Source organism: Bacteroides sp. AM10-21B (assembly GCF_003472565.1).
Classification (GTDB): Bacteria; Bacteroidota; Bacteroidia; order Bacteroidales; family Bacteroidaceae; genus Bacteroides; species Bacteroides propionicigenes.
The window spans coordinates 429,922-449,947 of record NZ_QRME01000003.1 but is presented as its reverse complement, the minus strand read 5'-3'; the positions used below and the strand labels follow the sequence as shown (position 1 = coordinate 449,947).

16 protein-coding genes are annotated in these 20,026 nt (G+C 46.2%); 8 read left to right on the top strand and 8 right to left on the bottom strand.

Annotated elements, in window-relative coordinates; all coding sequences use genetic code 11:
- Positions 1-288: 288 nt before the first annotated feature.
- The 5 genes from DW121_RS06030 to DW121_RS06010 all read right to left on the bottom strand — a co-directional run bounded on the left by DW121_RS06030 (position 289) and on the right by DW121_RS06010 (position 8,762).
- Positions 289-1,158, bottom strand: coding sequence for a glycoside hydrolase family 25 protein (locus DW121_RS06030; protein ID WP_118323278.1), 870 nt, complete (start codon positions 1,156-1,158; stop codon positions 289-291).
- 125 nt (positions 1,159-1,283) lie between these two features.
- Positions 1,284-2,930 (bottom strand): diphosphate--fructose-6-phosphate 1-phosphotransferase, encoded by a 1,647-nt coding sequence (locus DW121_RS06025; RefSeq protein ID WP_117712801.1) that lies wholly within the window; start codon positions 2,928-2,930, stop codon positions 1,284-1,286.
- A gap of 102 nt (positions 2,931-3,032) precedes the next feature.
- Positions 3,033-4,412 (bottom strand): efflux transporter outer membrane subunit, encoded by a 1,380-nt coding sequence (locus DW121_RS06020; protein WP_117712802.1) that lies wholly within the window; start codon positions 4,410-4,412, stop codon positions 3,033-3,035.
- Positions 4,413-4,447: 35 nt separating this feature from the next.
- Positions 4,448-7,558, bottom strand: a complete 3,111-nt coding sequence (locus DW121_RS06015; RefSeq protein ID WP_117712803.1) for an efflux RND transporter permease subunit — start codon at positions 7,556-7,558, stop codon at positions 4,448-4,450.
- Between the two features lie 7 nt (positions 7,559-7,565).
- The gene (locus DW121_RS06010) at positions 7,566-8,762 is read right to left on the bottom strand and encodes an efflux RND transporter periplasmic adaptor subunit (protein ID WP_117712856.1); all 1,197 of its coding nucleotides are present in this window, start codon (positions 8,760-8,762) and stop codon (positions 7,566-7,568) included.
- A 305-nt stretch (positions 8,763-9,067) separates the two neighbouring features.
- Between DW121_RS06010 and DW121_RS06005 the strand changes: the two genes are divergently transcribed.
- Genes DW121_RS06005 through DW121_RS05995 form a run of 3 tightly spaced genes read left to right on the top strand, consistent with a single transcriptional unit; the run spans position 9,068 to position 10,725 of the window.
- Positions 9,068-9,337 carry a hypothetical protein gene (locus tag DW121_RS06005; protein ID WP_117712804.1) on the top strand — a complete coding sequence of 90 codons (270 nt, stop codon included), beginning with the start codon at positions 9,068-9,070 and terminating at the stop codon, positions 9,335-9,337.
- Between the two features lie 5 nt (positions 9,338-9,342).
- Complete coding sequence (locus DW121_RS06000; protein WP_117712805.1) at positions 9,343-9,897, top strand: 1-acyl-sn-glycerol-3-phosphate acyltransferase; 555 nt, start codon at positions 9,343-9,345, stop codon at positions 9,895-9,897.
- A 30-nt stretch (positions 9,898-9,927) separates the two neighbouring features.
- A complete protein-coding gene (locus tag DW121_RS05995; protein WP_118323277.1) occupies positions 9,928-10,725 on the top strand; it encodes an amidohydrolase in 798 nt (265 codons plus the stop codon).
- Here DW121_RS05995 and DW121_RS05990 read toward each other — a convergent pair.
- On the bottom strand, positions 10,697-11,398 hold the full coding sequence (locus DW121_RS05990; protein ID WP_117712807.1) for an SIMPL domain-containing protein: 702 nt from the start codon (positions 11,396-11,398) through the stop codon (positions 10,697-10,699). The two genes, DW121_RS05995 and DW121_RS05990, sit on opposite strands and share 29 nt — an antisense overlap.
- Positions 11,399-11,647: 249 nt before the next feature.
- On the opposite strand from DW121_RS05990, the gene nagA reads away from it, so the two are divergent.
- The 5 genes from nagA (at position 11,648) to DW121_RS05965 (ending at position 17,536) form a co-directional block, all read left to right on the top strand.
- Positions 11,648-12,814 carry an N-acetylglucosamine-6-phosphate deacetylase gene (gene nagA, locus DW121_RS05985; RefSeq protein ID WP_117712808.1) on the top strand — a complete coding sequence of 389 codons (1,167 nt, stop codon included), beginning with the start codon at positions 11,648-11,650 and terminating at the stop codon, positions 12,812-12,814.
- Between the two features lie 103 nt (positions 12,815-12,917).
- Positions 12,918-14,909, top strand: coding sequence for a glucosamine-6-phosphate deaminase (locus DW121_RS05980; RefSeq protein ID WP_118323276.1), 1,992 nt, complete (start codon positions 12,918-12,920; stop codon positions 14,907-14,909).
- A gap of 259 nt (positions 14,910-15,168) precedes the next feature.
- A complete protein-coding gene (locus tag DW121_RS05975; RefSeq protein ID WP_117712810.1) occupies positions 15,169-15,492 on the top strand; it encodes a hypothetical protein in 324 nt (107 codons plus the stop codon).
- The gene (locus DW121_RS05970; protein ID WP_117712811.1) at positions 15,489-15,701 is read left to right on the top strand and encodes a sulfurtransferase TusA family protein; all 213 of its coding nucleotides are present in this window, start codon (positions 15,489-15,491) and stop codon (positions 15,699-15,701) included. The genes DW121_RS05975 and DW121_RS05970 overlap by 4 nt, the downstream gene beginning before the upstream one ends.
- A gap of 26 nt (positions 15,702-15,727) precedes the next feature.
- Complete coding sequence (locus DW121_RS05965; RefSeq protein WP_118323275.1) at positions 15,728-17,536, top strand: YgiQ family radical SAM protein; 1,809 nt, start codon at positions 15,728-15,730, stop codon at positions 17,534-17,536.
- A 7-nt stretch (positions 17,537-17,543) separates the two neighbouring features.
- Here DW121_RS05965 and DW121_RS05960 read toward each other — a convergent pair whose 3' ends face one another.
- Both DW121_RS05960 and DW121_RS05955 read right to left on the bottom strand, forming a co-directional pair.
- The gene (locus DW121_RS05960; protein ID WP_118323274.1) at positions 17,544-19,094 is read right to left on the bottom strand and encodes an ATP-binding protein; all 1,551 of its coding nucleotides are present in this window, start codon (positions 19,092-19,094) and stop codon (positions 17,544-17,546) included.
- A gap of 144 nt (positions 19,095-19,238) precedes the next feature.
- Positions 19,239-19,793 (bottom strand): DUF3332 domain-containing protein, encoded by a 555-nt coding sequence (locus DW121_RS05955; RefSeq protein WP_117712814.1) that lies wholly within the window; start codon positions 19,791-19,793, stop codon positions 19,239-19,241.
- Positions 19,794-20,026 lie beyond the last annotated feature (233 nt).

Here is a 20,026-nt window from a genome sequence, read left to right as displayed (position 1 = left end):
TTAAACGAACGTCTAAAAAACACTTTTCCATATTCCATAAGCCCTCTCATCATTAGCACTAATTCGTACTTCTGATTAGCATTACAGCCTATTTATCAACACACTAAACTGATTATGAAAAAGAGATTTACCGCCAAAGGGAAATAACCTATTGCGTGCGGCACAGGGGAAAGAAAAAAAGGAAAACAGGAAGTTAACATCAAGAGCGGTAGGATGTTAACAAAACAGGTGTAAAGAAGTTAACTAAGTAGACATCTGAAAGTTAACTTCTTGCATCTATGAAGTTAACTACTGCAAAGTCATGCCCAGCAACTCCTCCAATGTACCATTAAAGACATTCAGATCGACTTCTTCATTGATACCGGGAACATTGCCGACATCGGTATGTTGCCAAAAATGCCATTTACCCTCGTACTTTACGGAATCAACGTAATAATGGGCTATCCAGTAAGGATAAGAGTTGAAAATAGAATCGTTGAGATAACGTTTCTTGAATTTATAGGAAGTGTAAAGAATCGGCTTTACGCCATAATGCGCCTCTATCCTGTCAAGCCACGTCTTAACAGCTGTTTTCAGTTCCTGCGGTGACTTTTTCCCCGTAGTTTCCACATCAAGAACAGGTGGAAGATCACCTTTTGAGAGCTGCACGGTACGAATGAAGAAATCAGCTTGTTTGTGCGCATCCGTCTTAGGCAGGAAGTAATGATAAGCGCCTCGGATAAAGCCATGTTTCCGTGCCTGACCGAAGTTCTCGGTAAAAGTTTCATCACCGTGGTCACCGCCCTCGGTAGCTTTCATAAAAATAAAGTGTATGGGAAATTTCGCCTCCTTATTATGAAGAAGCATATCCCAGTCTATAATGCCTTGATAGTGGGAAATATCAATACCATGCACCTCGTAACTGCAAGGCATACATACTCCATAACCTTTCAGTCCGTAACAAGGTTTCCAGCGATAAGCATAGGGACGGATAAAGAACCAATAAAATCCGACGGAAAACACCGCAATAATACCAAACGCCAACAAATTGCGCAACCATATAGGCATGGTGCGGGACGACACCTGTTTCTTTTTCCGGGAGGAAGAAGTACCGCGAGAAGCAGGCTTACGACGGGAGACAGATTTGCGGCGAGCCACAGTATCGGTTTTAGCTGGCATATGCGTGTGGTATAAAATTCAGGCACGGATTACACAGATTTCACGGATTATATTTTATTCTTTTTCCGTGAAATCCGTGAAATCCGTGCCTAAAAAATCAATATCAGGTTCTTAAGGAACTTCAATTATTTACCTTGTTCCAGTTGCAAAGTTTTGGTAGGCTGGTCACAAACTTCCGTAGGACCGAAGTACTGGATAGGACCCGGATAAACGTAGTCTGTTTCTACAGCCCAACGGTCGCGCTGAGCGGCGAATGACTTGAAAGGAGCGCCATCCAGCTTCACCAGAGCTTTCTGGATTACCGGCTTCATTTCACCATGGCGGCGTTCCATGTTCATCATCATTGTGATGGGCACACCGCCTGCAATCCATTCTTCGGCAGGAGCGGTAGTGTTGCGTACGGAAGACATATAACCGGTCTTGCCGTTAGCAATCAGCGCAGATGCCGTATAACCCAAAGAGTAGCAATAATCGGCATCGAAGTTAGACGGAGCGGCGCAACGTCCTTCATAGCCGAAGAAGTGATGCTGTGCAGCGAACTTGCCTACGAATTTGCCTTCTTCTTTCCACTGAGCCAATTTAACAGCAACCATTTCGGACAACAGTTTCTCTGTCTCGATGAGAGATACCTGTACGTTTCCGTGCGGGTCACGATCCAATGTCAGCTGGCGTGCAACACCTTCGGGAAGGCTTGCATAGATAGCGGCATTTTCCGGAGAAAGTTTGCGGACGATATAGTCACGTTGGTGTGATTTCTTAATCTGAGAAAATTCTTCCGCATTGGCAGCCAAGAAGTCATTCAGTTCGGCAATAAGACGTTTCATAGCCGGGATGAACTCAACCAAACCTTCGGGGATAAGAACAGTACCGAAGTTACGGCCTTGGGCGGCACGGTTGGCTACCACTTGGGCGATGTAAGTTACAATATCATCCAAAGACATATCTTTAGCTTCAACTTCTTCTGAAACAATACAGATATTAGGTTGTACCTGCAATGCGCATTCCAAAGCGATATGAGAAGCGGAGCGTCCCATCAGCTTGATGAAGTGCCAGTATTTACGTGCAGAGTTACAGTCACGCTGGATGTTACCGATTACTTCAGAGTAAGTCTTACAAGCTGTATCGAATCCGAAAGAAGTCTCGATCATTTCATTCTTCAAGTCGCCGTCGATAGTTTTCGGGCAACCGATAACCTGTACGCCATAGTTCTTGGCTGCATAATACTCTGCCAATACGCAGGCATTTGTATTAGAGTCATCACCGCCGATGATAACCAGTGCCTTGATGTCCAGCTCTTTCAGAATTTCCAGACCTTTCTCAAATTGGTCTTCTTTTTCCAACTTAGTACGACCGGAACCGATAATGTCGAAACCGCCGGTATTGCGGTACTCGTCAATGATGTCGGCAGTCAGTTCCATGTAGTTATGATCTACCAAGCCACCGGGGCCGAGGATGAAACCATACAGTTTGCTGTCTTTGTTCAACTTCTTAATGCCGTCGAAGATACCGGAAATTACATTGTGACCGCCGGGAGCCTGACCACCCGAAAGGATAACACCCACGTTCATAGCGGGGAAGTTAGTTACCTCATCAGTAGCTTCGAATTTAATCAAAGGCATTCCATAGGTGTTGGGGAACAATTTCTTGATATCTTCCTGATCGGCTACCGACTGAGTAGCTGCACCAGCCACTGCTTTCACAGTACCTCTCAGCGCTTTCGGAAGTTTGGGCTGATAGGCAGCCCTTGCAATTTGCAATGCACTTTTAGTCATTTCTCTTAATTATTTAAAGGTGTTAATAAAGTTCCGTTTAAAAGCGTCGCAAATTTCGCTCTTTTTTCTGAAATATGAAAGCCTGTGAACGAAATAATATAACTAATTAGCAATCTGCCAACCTCCTCCCAGAGCTTTATAAACATTTACTACCGCTATCAATTCGTCGCGAATAGCATTGCTGACACCGATTTGGGCATCGAAATACCCGCGTTGGGCATCGAGAACATCCATATAATTAATGACACCGTTAATATATTGCAACTGCGCCAAATCAACGTACGTCTTGGCAGAACGTTCCAACTTGAGACGCAACTGGTACACTTCCTTTATTTTATTGAAATCCACTATCGCATTCTTGGCTTCCTTGAAAGCATTCAGCACCGTTTTCTCATAGCTATGCACTTCGGCTTCAAACGAAGCTTTCTGCGCTTTCAAGGCGGACCGGTTCTTTCCCCAGTTGAAAAGCGGAGTCAGCACCGCACCGTTCAACAATGAATAAGGAGATTGAAGAAAATTGGACAGTACATCACTCTCCAACCCGAACTGCCCGGTAAGCGACAGACGGGGAAACATATTGGTATAAGCTACCTTTACACGGGCATGTTCCGCTATGAGCTGCTGTTCTGCAGCACGAATATCGGGGCGACGTTCCAATAAACCGGACGGTAACCCTACAGGCAAAGATTCCGGCACATCCAATTCCTGCAAGAAGCGGCTACGTTCGATACGGGTAGGAAACTCCCCGGCAAGAAAGGCTATATCATTCTCCTTTATAGAAATTTTGCGTTCCAAGTCCGGAACAAGCGTAGCGGTACGTGCCAGCTCCACTTGTGCCTGCTGGTAGGAAGTCTCCGAGGTAAGTCCGCCTTCAAAACGGATTCTTGCAAGACGTACGCCTTCTTCACGGGCCTTTTGGGTCTGACGGACAATTTCCAATTCGGTATCAAGCGCCACCAATTCGTAATACGCCTGCGCCACTTCGGAAACAATCGTCATACGCAGGGCACGCCGGGCTTCCACACTTTGCAGATAATCGGCAACGGCAGCTACTTTCTTCCAACGCAGATTTCCCCAAAGGTCAAGCTCCCATGACAAGAGGGCTTTTGCCTCATAGCCGTTTCCTGCATCACGGTTATGGCCGCCATAATTTTCAACCTCGCGTTCCGCTTTTATTGTTCCATTCAACTGAGGCAACAAATTGGCTACACTGATGCGTTTCTGCGCTGCCATTTCCTTTACACGGGCCGCAGCAATGAGCATATCTTTATTGTATTCCAATGCACGGGCTATCAGGCTGCGTAAAGTATGATCGGTATAAACCGCCTGCCATTGCTCATCGGCAATGCTGACACTGTCCTGCTGTTGCGCCAGACTATCGGGCAATGCCATTTCGGGACGGACATAACTCTTGCCTACCTTACAAGATGCAAAAAGAACCGAGGTGAGCAACAGAAGTATATATATTTTTTTTCTTTTCATAAGTTTGTAATCAGAGTTTGTTTACAATATTATCATCAGTCTTTCTTGATTTTGTGCTGTACTTTCGCCTTTGCCTTATAAATCAGGACAAAGAAGAACGGTACAAGTACAATGCCGAATACAATGGCAAAGATCATTCCGAAGAAAACTCCCGTACCGATTGCCTGACGGCTTGCAGAACCCGGCCCGCTTGCAAGCACCATAGGAAGCATACCCAGTACGAAGGCAAGGGAGGTCATCAAAATAGGACGGAAACGAAGTTGGGCGGCATGAATAGCCGACTGTACCAAGTCTCCCCCGTTATCTACCTGCACTTTGGCAAACTCTACGATAAGGATGGCATTCTTCGCCGCAAGTCCCACAAGCATTACCAAACCTATCTGGAAGTAGATATCATTCTCCAAACCACAAACGGCAACACCTAAATAAGCTCCCAAAGCCGCTACAGGCAAGGAAAGCAATACTGCGATGGGCACTGTCCAGCTTTCATATTGCGCAGCCAAAAAGAGGAACACGAAAAGGAACACCAATGTCAGCACCAATCCGGTTTGACCGCCTGCCTTCTTTTCCTGATAGGAAAGTCCGCTCCACTCAATACCTATATTGTCCGGCAAATGGTCGCGCGCTATCTGTTCCATAATCTCCATAGCCTGACCGGAGCTGTAACCTTGTGCAGCCGAACCGCGAATAACGGCAGTGGTAAACATATTGAAACGTTTGATACTACCCGGTCCAGTGGTATAGGATGCATTACCCAATGAGGTCAACGGAACCATTGCACCGTTGGCAGCTTTTACAAAGAACAGATTAATGTTCTCTTTGTGCTCACGATACGGAGCTTCCGCTTGGATATACACTTTATATATACGGTTGAACATATTGAAGTCGTTCACATATACGGAACCTGTATAGGCTTTCATCGTAGAGAACACATCCGCCAACGGCACACCCAGCATCTTCACCTTGTCACGGTCTACATCAAAATAGAGTTGCGGGATTTCGGATTGCAAAGAAGACGAAAGCCCCGTCAGTTCCTTATGCTTCCGGGCATAGTACATCAAAGTATCCGCTGCCTGTACCAAGTTGTCAAAGGTAGCCTCGCCCCGCGCTTCAAGTTGCATTTCAAAACCGCCGGATGTTCCCAATCCCGGAATCACAGGCGGAGTGGAGAGATAGACTTTACATTCGGGATATTCTGTCAAGTCCTTTTCCACTTTCTCCATTATTTCGTTAATGGTAGTGTTCTTGCGGTCTTCCCAAGGCTTCAAGATAACAGTGAGTTCACTGCGTGCCTGATTGCTTCCTACACGCGGACTGCTACCCGTTACATTCTGCACATAAGCCACATACGGGTTCTGTTCCAAATACTTCACCGCACGATCGGTCACCACGCGAGTGCGTTCCAGTGTAGCGCCCTCCGGCAGTTCCAGTTCTACTTTAAAATAGCCTTGGTCTTCGGCCGGCAAGAAGCTGGTAGGTATCAGACGGTGAATAATGAAAATAGCAATCAGTACCATACCGAATGTACTCATCAAGCGTCTGGGATGCTTGATGACGCGACTGATAACACCGACATACTTATGGTTGCTGATATTCAGCCATTCATTAATCTTGCGGAACACAATATTCTTTTTCTTTCCGCTACCGGGCTTCAGGATAAGCGAGCACATCACAGGGCTAAGCGTCAACGCCACAACCGTAGAGAGTAATACGGATACCGCAATAGTAATGGTAAACTGGCGATATAACTGTCCGGTGATGCCGCTTAGGAAACTTACCGGAACAAATACGGCACAGAGTACCAATGAGGTAGCAATCAAAGCGCCTGTCAAACCGCTCATAGCTTTCTTGGTTGCCTCATAAGGTGAAAGTTTTTCCGTCTCCATTAAATGTTCTACATTCTCCACCACCACAATGGCATCATCCACCACAATACCGATAGCGAGAATCAATCCCAACAAAGTCAAGATGTTCAACGAGAAGCCGAAAATCAGCATGAAGCCGAAAGTACCTATCAAGGATATGGGCACTGCGACAACGGGAATTAAAGTTGCGCGCCAACTTTGCAGCGAAAGGAACACCACCAATACCACCAGAACCAATGCCTCGAACAATGTTTTATATACCTCGTGAATAGACTCCGAAATATAGGTAGTCATATCAAACGGTATCTCGTAGCTCATTCCTTCAGGAAAGTTCGCACTGATTTCTTCCATTGCCTTCTTCACATTGTCCGCCACTTCCATAGCATTGGCTCCCGGAAGCATATAGATACCGAGAACGGCTGCATTTTCGCCATTGATGCCGCTTTCCGTACTGTACGAAGAGGCTTCGAGCGATACACGCGCCACATCGCGGAGACGGATAATAGACCCATTGGCATTGGCACGGACTACAATATCCTCAAATTGCTTTACGGAACTCAGACGACCTTGCGTTGTAATAGGAATAGTAATGTCCAAACCTTGTACCGGTTGTTGTCCCAATACACCGGCAGCCGACTCGCGGTTCTGATCCTTCAATGCGTTCTGCAAATCCTGCACAGTCAAACCGAAGTTCGCCAGCTTGTCCGGCATAGCCCAAATCTGCATGGCATAGTAACGGCTACCGATATTGGACACACGTCCCACACCGGGAATACGACGCAAGAGGTCGAGCACGTTGATGGTAGCAAAGTTACTCAAATAGATTTCATCGAACTTCGGGTCACTGGAAGTCAAACAGATAGTCATTAACTGGCTAGGGGCTTGCTTCTCCACCGAAATACCGTTTTGGATAACTTCGGCAGGCAGGCGGTTTTCCGCCAGCTTCACACGGTTCTGAATTTCTACGGCAGCCAAATCCGGGTCGGCAGACACATCAAAAGTCACCGTTGCCGAGAAACCGCCGGAGTTTGAACTGTTGGACTCCATATACAACATACCCGGAGTACCGTTTATTTCCTGTTCGATAGGAGTTGCCACCGCTTGCGATACGGTCAGCGCACTTGCTCCCGGATAGGAGGCGCTGATTTTCACAACAGGAGGCGTTATCTGCGGATATTGATCCACCGGAAGCATCGTCAGACCGATGATACCGACAATCACAATCACAATCGATATCACCGCCGAGAATACCGGGCGGTCTATAAAGAAAGTCACTTTCATACTGTCATTACTTTGAGAGATTGTTATCCTGTGATTTATTCTCGGAAACGGCCTGCGCACGTACTTTCATACCCGGAGTGAGCTTGTGGAAACCTTCTGTCACTACCTGCTCGCCTGCCACCAGTCCGCGTTCAACAACCATGTTGTTGCCAAACTCCGGTCCTAATTCGATGAAACGTTTCTCAACCGTAGAGTCGCGGCGCATTACATAAATATAAGCTCCGCCCTTTTCAATGGTAACCGCCTTTTGAGGAACCGCTACCGCACCCTCGCGTACATCCAGCAACAGTTTCACTTTCGTAAACTGCCCCGGCAATAATACCCTGTTCGGATTGGGCATCTCGGCACGGACGGAGAATGTACCAGTCTGCGGATCAACCTGCGGTTCGGCAAAATCTACATAACCTTTATAAGGATAGACAGTGTTATCTGCCAAAGTAATCGTAATATTGGGCTGCCAAGAACGGGTAGAGTCCTGACGGCCTATTTCGATATTACGTTCCTTGCTTTTAAGGTAATCCAATGCAGTCATACTGAAATCCACCAGCACCGTATCGCTCTTCACTACAGTGGCAAGCAAGGATTTGGCTCCCGGTCCCACCAGTGTTCCCAAGTCTACATTCCTTTCACTGATATGTCCCGACAGGGGAGAACGTACAATGGTATAACCCAATTCCAGTTCCGCCTGATCCAAATCGGCTTGGCTCATGGAAACAGAAGCCTCGGCAGTTTCATAAGCTGCCTGTGCATTATCCAAATCCAACTGGCTGGCGGCATTCTGCGCATACAAAGGCCGAATACGTTCCAAGTCACGCTTGGCTTTCAACGCTTGCGCCTCGTCTTTCTTCAACTGTGCACGAGCCTTATCAGCCTTTGCACGATACTGGTCCTGATTGATGACAAACAAGACTTGATTCTTGGTTACATATTTACCTTCGGCGAAAAGCATACTTTCCAAATAACCCTCCACGCGTGCACGTACTTCCACAAACTGCTGCGCACGAATACGGCCTACATATTCACCGAAAATTTCCACATCACCCACTTCGGCAGGCTCCACAATTACAGTGGGAGCCTCCGGCTGAACTTTTTTCGGCCAAGTCAATATCAGATAACCGGCAAGCAGCACCGCCATACAGGCTATCATCATTATTACCCTTTTTTTTCTCAGCTTTAATTCTCTTTTCGTAAAAAATAGTCTCATGCTTGTTTGTTTATTAAAATTAACCCTGTTTCTTTTATTCAAAGCAAACGCAATGCCAAAAGCCGGCAAGGGGCTATCTTTGTTATATAATAGTTTAATTATCAGCTGTAAACGCATATATAAGGTACTCATACCCTATTTATATTCCACACTTGGATTGTAGAAAATCTCCACAAATGTAGAATTATTCCACGAACCGTCTCTCATTAAAAACACATAAAATCCCATTTTTCCTCTCCACTCATTGAGAAAAACACTATCTTTACCGAAAATAATTCAATTTATTCACATAAAAAGTAAAGATTATGGCAAGTAGAAGAGTATTGAAAAAGAACGTCAACTATATTACCGGTGAGTTATTCGCCGAATGTCTGATGAACAGCCTGTACGTGCCCGGAACAGACAAAAAGAAAGCCGATGAGCTAATGGGCAAGATTCTGAAAATACAAGATGAATTCATCAGCCGCATCAGCCACACCGAACCGGGAAATGTAAAAGGTTACTACAAGAAATTCCGTTCTGATTTTAACGCAAAAGTGGACGAAGTTATCGAAGCTATCGGCAAACTTAAATAATAAGAATGAAGAAAAGACTATATAGTTTTATCTATTATCGCCTGTTAGGCTGGAAAACAAATGTAACAGTGCCCAACTATGACAAATGTGTCATCTGTGCAGCACCGCATACATCCAACTGGGATTTATTTATCGGTAAACTGTTTTATGGCGCCATCGGACGGAAAACCAGCTTTATGATGAAGAAAGAGTGGTTTTTCTTCCCGTTGGGTTTGATATTCAAAGCTGTGGGCGGTATACCGGTAGACCGGAACCGCAAAACTTCCTTAGTGGACCAAATGGCACACAAATTTGCCGAAAGCAAACAGTTCCATTTAGCCATCACTCCGGAAGGAACACGTAAGCCCAATCCTAACTGGAAAAAGGGATTTTACTTCATCGCCCGGCAAGCACAAGTCCCTATCATGCTAATCGGTATAGATTATCCTTCCAAGACCATAACCTCCACCAAAGCAATAATGCCGACGGGAGATTTTGAAAAGGATATGCATGAGATAAAACTCTATTTCAAGGACTTTCATGGAAAGGTACCTGAAAATTTCTCAATCGGAACGATTTAAAAGAACGGTTGGCAACAACCGCTTGTCAAAATGAACCAACTACGTGTCAGTATCCTGCAAACGGATATTGCTTGGGAAAATAAACAAGACAATCTCCGTCGTCTTCGCGAAAAGCTGGAAACACTTCGCGGAGCGGCGGAGATTGTTGTTTTGCCGGAAACTTTTTCTACCGGCTTCAGCATGAACACCGATAAACTGGCGGAACCGGTAACAGGCGATACCATTACTACCTTGCGCCAATGGGCTTCGGAGTACCGGATAGCCATCGCCGGAAGCTACATTTCCCGCGAACGCCACGCCTACTACAACCGCGCCTTTTTCATCACTCCCGAAGGAGAGACCTACTTCTACGACAAACGGCATCTGTTCCGTATGGGCAGCGAAACGGAACATTTCACGGCAGGCAGTCGTCGTACCATAATCCCGTATCGGGGTTGGAACATACTGTTGCTCGTGTGCTACGACCTTCGTTTCCCGGTGTGGAGCCGGAATGTAAACAATGAATACGATTTGGTAATTTACGTTGCCAACTGGCCCGTACCCCGACGAAAAGTCTGGGATGTACTTTTGCAGGCACGCGCTCTGGAAAACATCTGTTATGTCTGCGGAGTTAACCGCGTCGGTACGGACGGCAATCAATTCCCCTACAACGGCGGCAGCGCCATCTACTCCTACAAAGGTGAACTGATGGCTCAAGTTCCCGACAATGAAGAAGGAACTGCCACCGCCACCCTTGAACTTCCCGCACTGCAAGGATTCAGGAGTAAATTTCCCGCATGGAAAGATGCGGATTCTTTCATTATCGTTTCAGATAATAATTCACGGTAGTCACTACGCGTATACTTTTAATATAAGGTGTATTGGCATCTCTGTCCGATATGGAAAATTGTCCCTGCGAGGCATTCCGTATCTTTCCCAGACTGCTATCCGAGTCTTTTGCAAACTTCTCGGCAGCTGCACGGGCATTCTTCGTGGCTTCTTCTATCATTTGCGGTTTCACGTCGTTCAAGCCTGTAAACTCATACACTACGTTATAGCGATAATCACCTCCGCTAATGGCAATGCCCTGTTTCAGCAGTTCGGCTTGCTCCGACATCAGCTTCCGCACTTTATCCACATCCTTTGAAGTAACCGTAATGACCGATGTGGCATTATACCGATAAACTATATCGCGGTTTCCATAGCGTTCGGCCTGCATATCTATCACCTCCGGAGGGGCGATACTGATTTCTTCTTTCGCGATGCCGTTGCTTTCCAGGAACTTCACAATAGCCTTATTCTTCTGTTCCATATTGGCATAGAGCAAAGACGGGTCATTCCCGATGTCCTTGTACATCAAAGGCCATATCACCTTATCAGCGGGAACTTCCATTTCTGCCAGCCCCTTTACACTGACAATACGTTCTTTGTCTATAAAGTCGTTTATACCCCATTTTATTACCACTCCCAGCAAAACCATACCGAGGGCAATAATAGCTGCTTCTACTTTCCATGTTTTCATAATCAATAGTTTTATAAGTTTATTATAGGTAAAACAAAATAACGAAATTAAAGTTCCCGCCTACCATCATCCTGATTAAAAGATATTAAATAGGTATTTCTTTAAATATTACGCATCAAATTTTAGAGTATTTAATGAAAATATCTAAACGTATAAGCGCATCTTACCCAAAAAGTAGTTATTTTTGTCCTTTGAAACGATGTCTAACGACTGACACAATTTATTTATTAACACTAACCCCTAAATCCTATGTTGACTCAACTTATCAACGCACGTATCTTGACCCCGCAAGGATGGCTCAAGGACGGTTCCGTACTTATCAGAGACGGAAAAATTTTAGAAGTAACCAATTGCGATCTTGCCGTTATCGGTGCACAGCTGATTGATGTAAAAGGAATGTATGTACTGCCCGGCGGTGTAGAAATCCATGCGCATGGCGGCGGCGGACGCGATTTCATGGAATGTACCGAAGATGCTTTCCGAGGTGCTGTCAAGACCCACATGAAATACGGAACTACCAGTATATTCCCTACCCTGTCCTCCTCCACCGTACCGATGATTGAGCAGGCGGCGGAAACTTGCACGAAGATGATGGCTGAAAAAGATAGTCCGATACTGGGTCTTCATCTCGAGGGGCACTATCTGAATATGGCAATGGCAGGCGGACAGATGCCCGAGAACATCAAGAATCCCGATCCTAACGAATATATCCCTATCGTAGAAAACTGGCACTGCATCAAACGCTGGGATGCCGCTCCCGAATTGCCCGGAGCCATGCAGTTCGGTAAATACATCACCGGAAAAGGCATCTTGGCTTCGGTAGCCCATACCCAAGCCGAATTTGAAGATATACGCACCGCCTATGAAGCCGGATATACACATGCCACACACTTCTACAACGCAATGCCCGGATTCCACAAACGCCGTGAATATAAATACGAAGGAACTGTGGAGAGCATTTACCTCATGGACGATATGACAGTGGAAGTAGTGGCCGACGGAATTCACGTACCGCCCACAATCCTGCGTCTGGTCTACAAGATAAAAGGCGTGGAACGGATGTGCGCCATCACCGACGCCCTGGCATGTGCCGCAAGTGACAGCAAAGAGGCCTTCGACCCTCGTGTCATCATTGAAGACGGCGTATGCAAGCTGGCAGACCACTCCGCCCTTGCCGGCAGTGTGGCAACCATGGACCGCCTGATACGCACAATGGTACAGAAAGCTGACATACCTTTGGCAGACGCCGTGCGTATGGTGTCCGAAACACCGGCACGCATCATGGGTGTATATGACCGCAAGGGATCGCTCCAGAAGGAAAAAGACGCTGATATTATCGTTATGGACGAAGAATTAAAGATAAGAGCAGTATGGGCAATGGGTAAATTAGTACCTGAAACCAATACTTTATCATAAAATTTATCTCAACATAATGCGAATGAACTTTGTTTTTCGTATTTTTGTTAAGTTTTGAATAAGCGAACAGCTTTAATCATTTTATTAATAACCAAATTATTGTATGAAAACCAATCTTAGTTCTCAAATTACTCTAAACAGAGTATCCCCCAGGTACTACAGACCTGAGAACGCTTTCGAACGGTCGGTACTGACACGTCTCGAAAAAATTCCGACAGACATTTATGAGTCTCCCGAAGAAGGAGCCAACCAAATTGCGTTGGACATTGCACAAGTGATTCGTGACAAGCAGAAAGCCGGACGCTTCTGCGTGCTTGCCTTGGCAGGCGGTAACTCTCCGCGCAATGTATATTCGGCCCTTGTACGTATGCATAAAGAAGAAGGACTGAGTTTCCGCAATGTAGTGGTATTCAACCTGTATGAGTACTATCCTCTGGCATCGGACGCGGTCAACAGCAACCTCAACGCCTTGAAGGAAATGCTCCTCGACCACGTGGATATTGATATGCAGAACGTGTTCAGCCCCAACGGTACTATTGCCAAAGATACCATTTTCGAATACTGCCGCTTGTACGAGCAACGTATCGAAAGCTTTGGCGGAATTGACATAGCCGTATTGGGTATCGGACGTGTCGGCAACATCGGGTTCAACGAACCGGGTTCACGCATGAACTCCACCACCCGTCTGATTCTGTTGGACAGCGACTCGCGCAACGAAGCATCCAAGACGTTCGGTACTATTGAAAATACCCCGATAAGCTCCATCACTATGGGTGTGGCTACGATTCTCTCCGCCAAGAAAGTATATCTGCTGGCATGGGGTGAAGAAAAAGCCAAAATGGTGAAAGAATGTGTGGAAGGCAATGTTAAGGATACCATTCCCGCATCTTATCTGCAAACGCACAACAATGCCCATATTGCTATCGACCTTTCGGCTGCCGCCAACCTGACACGTATCCAACGTCCCTGGCTGGTGACTTCCTGCGAATGGAACGACAAGCTGATTCGCAGCGCCATTGTCTGGTTGTGCCAACTGACCGGAAAACCGATTCTGAAGCTGACCAATAAAGACTACAACGAAAACGGTCTGAGCGAATTGCTTGCCCTTTACGGTTCTGCATACAACGTAAATATCAAGATTTTCAATGACCTGCAGCACACCATCACCGGTTGGCCGGGCGGCAAGCCGAACGCAGACGATACCTATCGTCCCGAACGTGCGAAACCGTACCCCAAGCGTATCATCGTATTCTCTCCGCATCCGGATGATGATGTTATATCCATGGGGGGCACTATCCGTCGTCTGGTAGAACAGAAACACGACGTGCATGTGGCATATGAGACTTCCGGCAACATTGCCGTAGGCGATGAAGAAGTAATCCGCTTCCTGCACTTCATCAACGGTTTCAACCAACTCTTCAACAACAGTGAAGACCAGGTTATCAACGAGAAATACACGGAAATCCGCAACTACTTGAAAGATAAGAAAGACGGTGATATGGACACTCGCGACATCCTGACCATCAAAGGTCTGATACGTCGCGGCGAAGCACGTACCGCCTGTACATACAACAACATTCCGTTGGATCACTGCCACTTCCTCGACCTGCCGTTCTACGAAACAGGTAAGATTCAGAAGAACCCTATCAGCGAAGCCGATGTGGAAATCGTACGTAACCTGTTGCGCGAAGTGAAACCTCACCAAATCTTTGTAGCCGGCGACCTTGCCGACCCGCACGGCACACACCGTGTTTGTACGGATGCCGTATTTGCAGCCATCGACCTTGAAAAGGAAGAGGACGCCAAATGGCTGAAAGACTGCCGCATCTGGATGTATCGCGGCGCATGGGCAGAATGGGAAATTGAAAACATTGAAATGGCAGTGCCTATCAGCCCGGAAGAATTGCGTGCCAAACGTAACTCTATCCTGAAACACCAAAGCCAGATGGAGAGTGCACCGTTCCTCGGCAACGACGAACGCCTGTTCTGGCAGCGCAGCGAGGACCGCAACCGTGGTACAGCCGCACTGTACGACAGTCTGGGACTTGCATCTTACGAGGCAATGGAAGCTTTCGTAGAATACATTCCGCTGTAAATGTTTACTAAATAGCAACAAGAGAGGGTTGTGTCAAAATGTAAAAGCTAATGATAGGACTTTTACATTTCGACATAACCCCTCTCTTTTTTGTGTACTTTCGTACGGCAAGGGCGGGCACACCCGATGAATACGCAAATAATAACAAGAATCTTGATAAATAATCTGCGGAAATATGCATTATCTGTGGTGAAAAACTTATCTTTGCTTCTACAGAAAATATAGATTATCAAACATTAATCATTAAAACATTAACGCCATGTATACCATACAAGCCAATCCCAGCGGAACCCGCAGCTTAGAAATATCAGAAGTGAACCTTGCCACCATCGAGAAATACGGACTATTCCGTCATCTCATCGACAGCACCGGCATCGTAGACGAAACCGTTCTTGACAAGCTCAAGCTGAATATACGTTCCCTCATCGCCTCACAGGAAGAGGACAGCAAAGACCTCCTCGACCTCTGCATCGACGTTATCTATCATAACAATATGAAGGCCTTCGGGTTGCAACAGCTCATCAAGCTTTACCTGCAATGGCTTTCCCAACAAGAAACCATAGAAGAGGAAGAAGATAAATGAAAACCATCGACACACGCGGACAGAAACTTTACAGCCCTCTCATCCCCGCTATAAAGGCCATGTGCGAAGCCGGAAAAGGCGAGAAACTGGAAATCATTATGGACGACGCAACCGCCTTTAATGACCTCAAGGAGTATCTTGCCGAGCAACAAATCGGTTTTCGCGAAATTTATGACGGAGAGGAAATGCTGGTGCAGTTCTGCAAGTGATTAAAACTTTCCGTATCTTTGCACCCATGAAAGAATACAAACTGACTGACTGGTTGCCTACAACCAAGAAAGAAGTGGAACTTCACGGGTGGGATGAGTTGGACGTTATTTTGTTCAGCGGTGATGCATATGTGGATCATCCGTCATTCGGAGCAGCCGTAATAGGGCGCATACTCGAAGCGGAAGGGTTGCGTGTGGCGATTATTCCCCAACCCAACTGGCGCGATGACTTGCGTGACTTCAAGAAACTGGGACGTCCCCGCCTTTTCTTTGGTGTCAGTGCAGGCTGTATGGACAGTATGGTCAACAAATATACTGCCAACAAGCGTCTCCGCAGTGATGACGCCTATACTCCCGATGCACGTCCGGATATGCGTCCCGAATATCCCTCGATTGTCTATACGCAAATCCTGAAAAAGCTATACCCCGATGTACCCGTCATATTGGGTGGCATCGAGGCAAGTATGCGCCGGCTGACTCATTACGACTACTGGCAAGACCGCGTACGCCCAAGTATTCTTACGGATAGCGGCGCCGATGCACTGATATACGGCATGGGTGAGAAGCCCATTGTGGAACTTGTGAAAAGGTTGAAGCAACAACAGCCTGTCTTCGACATCCCCCAACTGGCTTACCTCACTAAAAAAGAAGTTCTGCCACAGGAAGGAGACATAACCCTCTTTCCGCACGAAGAATGCCTGAAAGACAAGAAGAAGCAAGCTGCCAACTTCCGCCATATTGAGGAAGAGAGCAATAAATATGCAGCTTCGCGTATCCTGCAAACCGTAGGCAAGCACACAGTTGTTGTCAATCCGCCTTATCCTCCCTTGACAGAAGCGGAACTCGACCGTTCTTTCGACCTGCCCTACACCCGCCTTCCACACCCCAAATACAAAGGGAAACGCATACCGGCATACGACATGATTAAGTTCTCCGTCAATATCCACCGCGGATGTTTCGGCGGCTGTGCTTTCTGTACCATTTCGGCGCATCAGGGCAAATTCATCGTCAGCCGCAGCAAGGAAAGTATCTTAAAGGAAGTAAAGGCCGTAATGGAATTACCGGATTTCAAAGGCTATCTTAGCGATTTGGGAGGCCCTTCCGCCAATATGTACAAGATGCGGGGACGTGATGAAGCCGTATGCAAGAAGTGCAAGCGCCCGTCGTGCATCCATCCCAAAGTATGCCCTAACCTGAACACAGACCACAGCCCGCTACTCGATATCTATCATGCGGTAGACAGCCTGCCGGGCATCAAAAAGTCATTTATAGGCAGCGGTGTGCGCTACGACTTGTTGCTGCATCAGAGCAAAGACCCCAAAATCAATAAAAGCACGCAGCAATACACCTGCGAACTCATAGCCCGTCACGTAAGCGGCCGTCTTAAAGTTGCACCGGAACACACCTCGGAACGTGTGCTCAACATCATGCGCAAACCATCCTTCAGCCAGTTCGGAGAGTTCAAGAAAATATTCGACCGAATCAATCGTGAAGAAGGCTTGCGGCAGCAGCTCATCCCCTACTTCATCTCCAGTCATCCCGGTTGTAAGGAAGAGGATATGGCGGAACTTGCCGTCATCACCAAGCGGTTGGATTTCCATCTGGAGCAGGTACAGGACTTTACTCCCACCCCTATGACGGTAGCCACCGAAGCATGGTACACAGGCTTCCATCCTTATACACTGGAGCCGGTGTTCAGTGCCAAGACACAGCGCGAGAAACTGGCGCAACGCCAGTTCTTCTTCTGGTATAAACCCGAAGAACGGAGAAATATCATCAATGAACTGAAACGGATAGGACGTCAAGATTTGATTGACAAGCTGTACGGGAAATAGTTTTCAATCATTCCACAACCCAACGCTCAATGTTTCGCGTCTGTGTGCTGAAGTTCACCCCTATCTTAAAGAGTTTACGGTTGTCAGCCGCAAAAGGTAAGGCATATTGCTTCTCATTGATTTGCAGCAAGGCTTCCTCCGCTGTACCATCCAGCTTGAATTCCATAATATAGATATATTTATCCGTCTGCAACACAAGATCTATGCGACCTTCGCTGGTGTGATATTCCACTTTAGTATAGAAACCCATCAGCTTAAAAACGATGAAGAGTACATTTTGATAATGCAGTTCCAAGTCACGAACCAGTTCGTAGGGCGTATCTGCAAAGAAACTCTGCAGGCGGCAAAAGAAAGCGTCATAGTCTCCGTTTTCTATTTCGCGAACAAATTTCTGTATTTCAAACGGGGCGTCTATTCTGTTTGTATTCGCATAGAAAGGCAGTAGAAAACGGACAAAGCCTTCCTCTACTTCACGGTTCGGAAAGCCCAGCGTATAAATGCCGAAGCGTTCATCATACCCTTTTATCGTGAGATAACCGCTTTGGTAAATTACAGGGATAGGATTGGTAGATTCAGAGTCAATGCTGTTCAGCACTTGGGCATCGGTTTCTTCGTAGGCCATGCGCTCCAAATCGTAATGATGCTTCTTCAGCAGCTTCACGAGATAGGTAGGTGTATCCGTCTCAAACCAATAGCTGCCGAACTCCTTACGCTTGAAAGCATTGAGCAAACTGAAAGGGTTGTACAAACCGACGGAGTTGTGCGTAAAGTGATAGCCATCGTAATACTCACGTAACTTGTTGCAGAACTGCTCGTACGTAGTACCTTGCACAGCGGCAAATTCGCGCATTTCCGCTTCCAGTGTTTCATGCAGTTCCTTGTCGGTAATGCCGCAAAGAGCGACGTATTCGTTCCACATCGAAAGATCTTCCAAATTGTTCAAGTCACTGAACACGCTGACCTTGCCGAACTTGGTGACTCCTGTCAGCATGGCAAACTTGATGCAGCCGTCCATTGTTTTCAGTACGCCATAGAAAGGTTTCAGAGTATTACGGTATTCCCTCTGCAGCTCTTCGTTGCCGATAGCCTGAAGCATGGGTTTGTCATATTCGTCCACAAGAATCACGACCGGGCGTCCCGCCTGTTCGCAGGCACGCCGAACCACTCCGGCAAAGCGCAGGGAAAAAGATGTTTCGGAGGAACGAGTACCATATTTTTCTTCCCAATCAGAAAGATGTTTATTCAGGATTTTATCCAGACTATTGACGGTATCATACTTCTCTATATTCAAGTCCAGATGCAGAATGGGATATTCCAACCATTCTTTTTCCAGCTTTTCTATCGCCAATCCCTCGAACAACTCTTTCTTCCCCCGGAAATAAGCCTCGATAGTAGAAATCAGTAAACTTTTTCCGAAACGGCGCGGACGACTGAGAAAATAATAACGTCCGGTCTTTGCCATTTGATAAATCAACGCTGTTTTATCAACATAGAAATAACCATCCCTGCGAAGGCTCTCGAAGTTCTGTATGCCGATAGGATAGATTTTGTTATTCATATACGTACGCTTTTAGATAACGACAGAACAAATATACATCTTTTTTCCCGGACGCCAACAAATAAAGGAGAAGAAGTGCGCCAAAATGTTGACAGGCTTTACATTTTGGCACACTCTCCAACTCAAAGAAATAAAACGTCCTCTTTACCGGGCAGCGTAGTATGTATCAATCATTGTTGCCTGACGGGCAGCGGAAACACCTTGGGCATCCAATGTCACATTCATCGCCTCACCGTTGGGCAACGCCATTTGCGCTGTACCGTCACCGTTTATCTTCAGCAACTCTGTACTATTACCCTCATAAACTACATTCCAAGAATTCAGGTCTTGGTCGTAAAGCAATTCCATAGATGTCTCTTCACCCTCCTTCTGAACGGAATAGCCATTCTCCAGAGTCTTTACAAGATAGTTGCCGTTTTCACCCTTTACTTTCTTTACATCACCTACACTTGCTATCGGATTGTTACCGCTCCAAAACTCAATGGAGTTGATAACCAACGCATCAGCCAAATAGCAGATGCCATATACCGGAATAACGTTACAAGCAAGGAAAACCAACTCGTTCACAAACTTAGAGCTGATATTACGATTCCAGTCCAGTAACTTTCCGTGCAGGGCGAAAGAACCTATACAAGATGAAAACAAAAATGCACCGCAAACCAACATGGTTGCAACCAACTTCAAATTACTTTTTCTCATAACTACTGTTTGTTTTATTTATATTAGGCAATGGAAATATTCCGTTACCAGTCTTTTTCATTATTCTTTTTTCTTTATTAAGTAAATGTACACTAAGTAAATAAGTAAATGTGCATAATTAGTTTATACTATCTGTCATTCAGAGCGTAGCGAAGAATCTCTTCTTTGTGTATACATAAAGAGAGTAGATTCTTCGCTACGCTCTGAATGACAGATACTCTTGATATAAATTA

What these genes read in the sequence shown, in the direction of transcription:
- DW121_RS05970 (WP_117712811.1), top strand. Translation starts at nt 15,489, where the DNA reads ATGAAAACCATCGACACACGCGGACAGAAACTTTACAGCCCTCTCATC.
- DW121_RS06030 (WP_118323278.1), bottom strand. Translation starts at nt 1,158, where the DNA reads ATGCCAGCTAAAACCGATACTGTGGCTCGCCGCAAATCTGTCTCCCGT.
- DW121_RS06005 (WP_117712804.1), top strand. Translation starts at nt 9,068, where the DNA reads ATGGCAAGTAGAAGAGTATTGAAAAAGAACGTCAACTATATTACCGGT.
- DW121_RS06025 (WP_117712801.1), bottom strand. Translation starts at nt 2,930, where the DNA reads ATGACTAAAAGTGCATTGCAAATTGCAAGGGCTGCCTATCAGCCCAAA.
- DW121_RS05960 (WP_118323274.1), bottom strand. Translation starts at nt 19,094, where the DNA reads ATGAATAACAAAATCTATCCTATCGGCATACAGAACTTCGAGAGCCTT.
- DW121_RS06015 (WP_117712803.1), bottom strand. Translation starts at nt 7,558, where the DNA reads ATGAAAGTGACTTTCTTTATAGACCGCCCGGTATTCTCGGCGGTGATA.
- DW121_RS05955 (WP_117712814.1), bottom strand. Translation starts at nt 19,793, where the DNA reads ATGAGAAAAAGTAATTTGAAGTTGGTTGCAACCATGTTGGTTTGCGGT.
- DW121_RS06010 (WP_117712856.1), bottom strand. Translation starts at nt 8,762, where the DNA reads ATGAGACTATTTTTTACGAAAAGAGAATTAAAGCTGAGAAAAAAAAGG.
- DW121_RS05965 (WP_118323275.1), top strand. Translation starts at nt 15,728, where the DNA reads ATGAAAGAATACAAACTGACTGACTGGTTGCCTACAACCAAGAAAGAA.
- DW121_RS05980 (WP_118323276.1), top strand. Translation starts at nt 12,918, where the DNA reads ATGAAAACCAATCTTAGTTCTCAAATTACTCTAAACAGAGTATCCCCC.
- DW121_RS05995 (WP_118323277.1), top strand. Translation starts at nt 9,928, where the DNA reads ATGAACCAACTACGTGTCAGTATCCTGCAAACGGATATTGCTTGGGAA.
- nagA (WP_117712808.1), top strand. Translation starts at nt 11,648, where the DNA reads ATGTTGACTCAACTTATCAACGCACGTATCTTGACCCCGCAAGGATGG.
- DW121_RS06000 (WP_117712805.1), top strand. Translation starts at nt 9,343, where the DNA reads ATGAAGAAAAGACTATATAGTTTTATCTATTATCGCCTGTTAGGCTGG.
- DW121_RS05975 (WP_117712810.1), top strand. Translation starts at nt 15,169, where the DNA reads ATGTATACCATACAAGCCAATCCCAGCGGAACCCGCAGCTTAGAAATA.
- DW121_RS05990 (WP_117712807.1), bottom strand. Translation starts at nt 11,398, where the DNA reads ATGAAAACATGGAAAGTAGAAGCAGCTATTATTGCCCTCGGTATGGTT.
- DW121_RS06020 (WP_117712802.1), bottom strand. Translation starts at nt 4,412, where the DNA reads ATGAAAAGAAAAAAAATATATATACTTCTGTTGCTCACCTCGGTTCTT.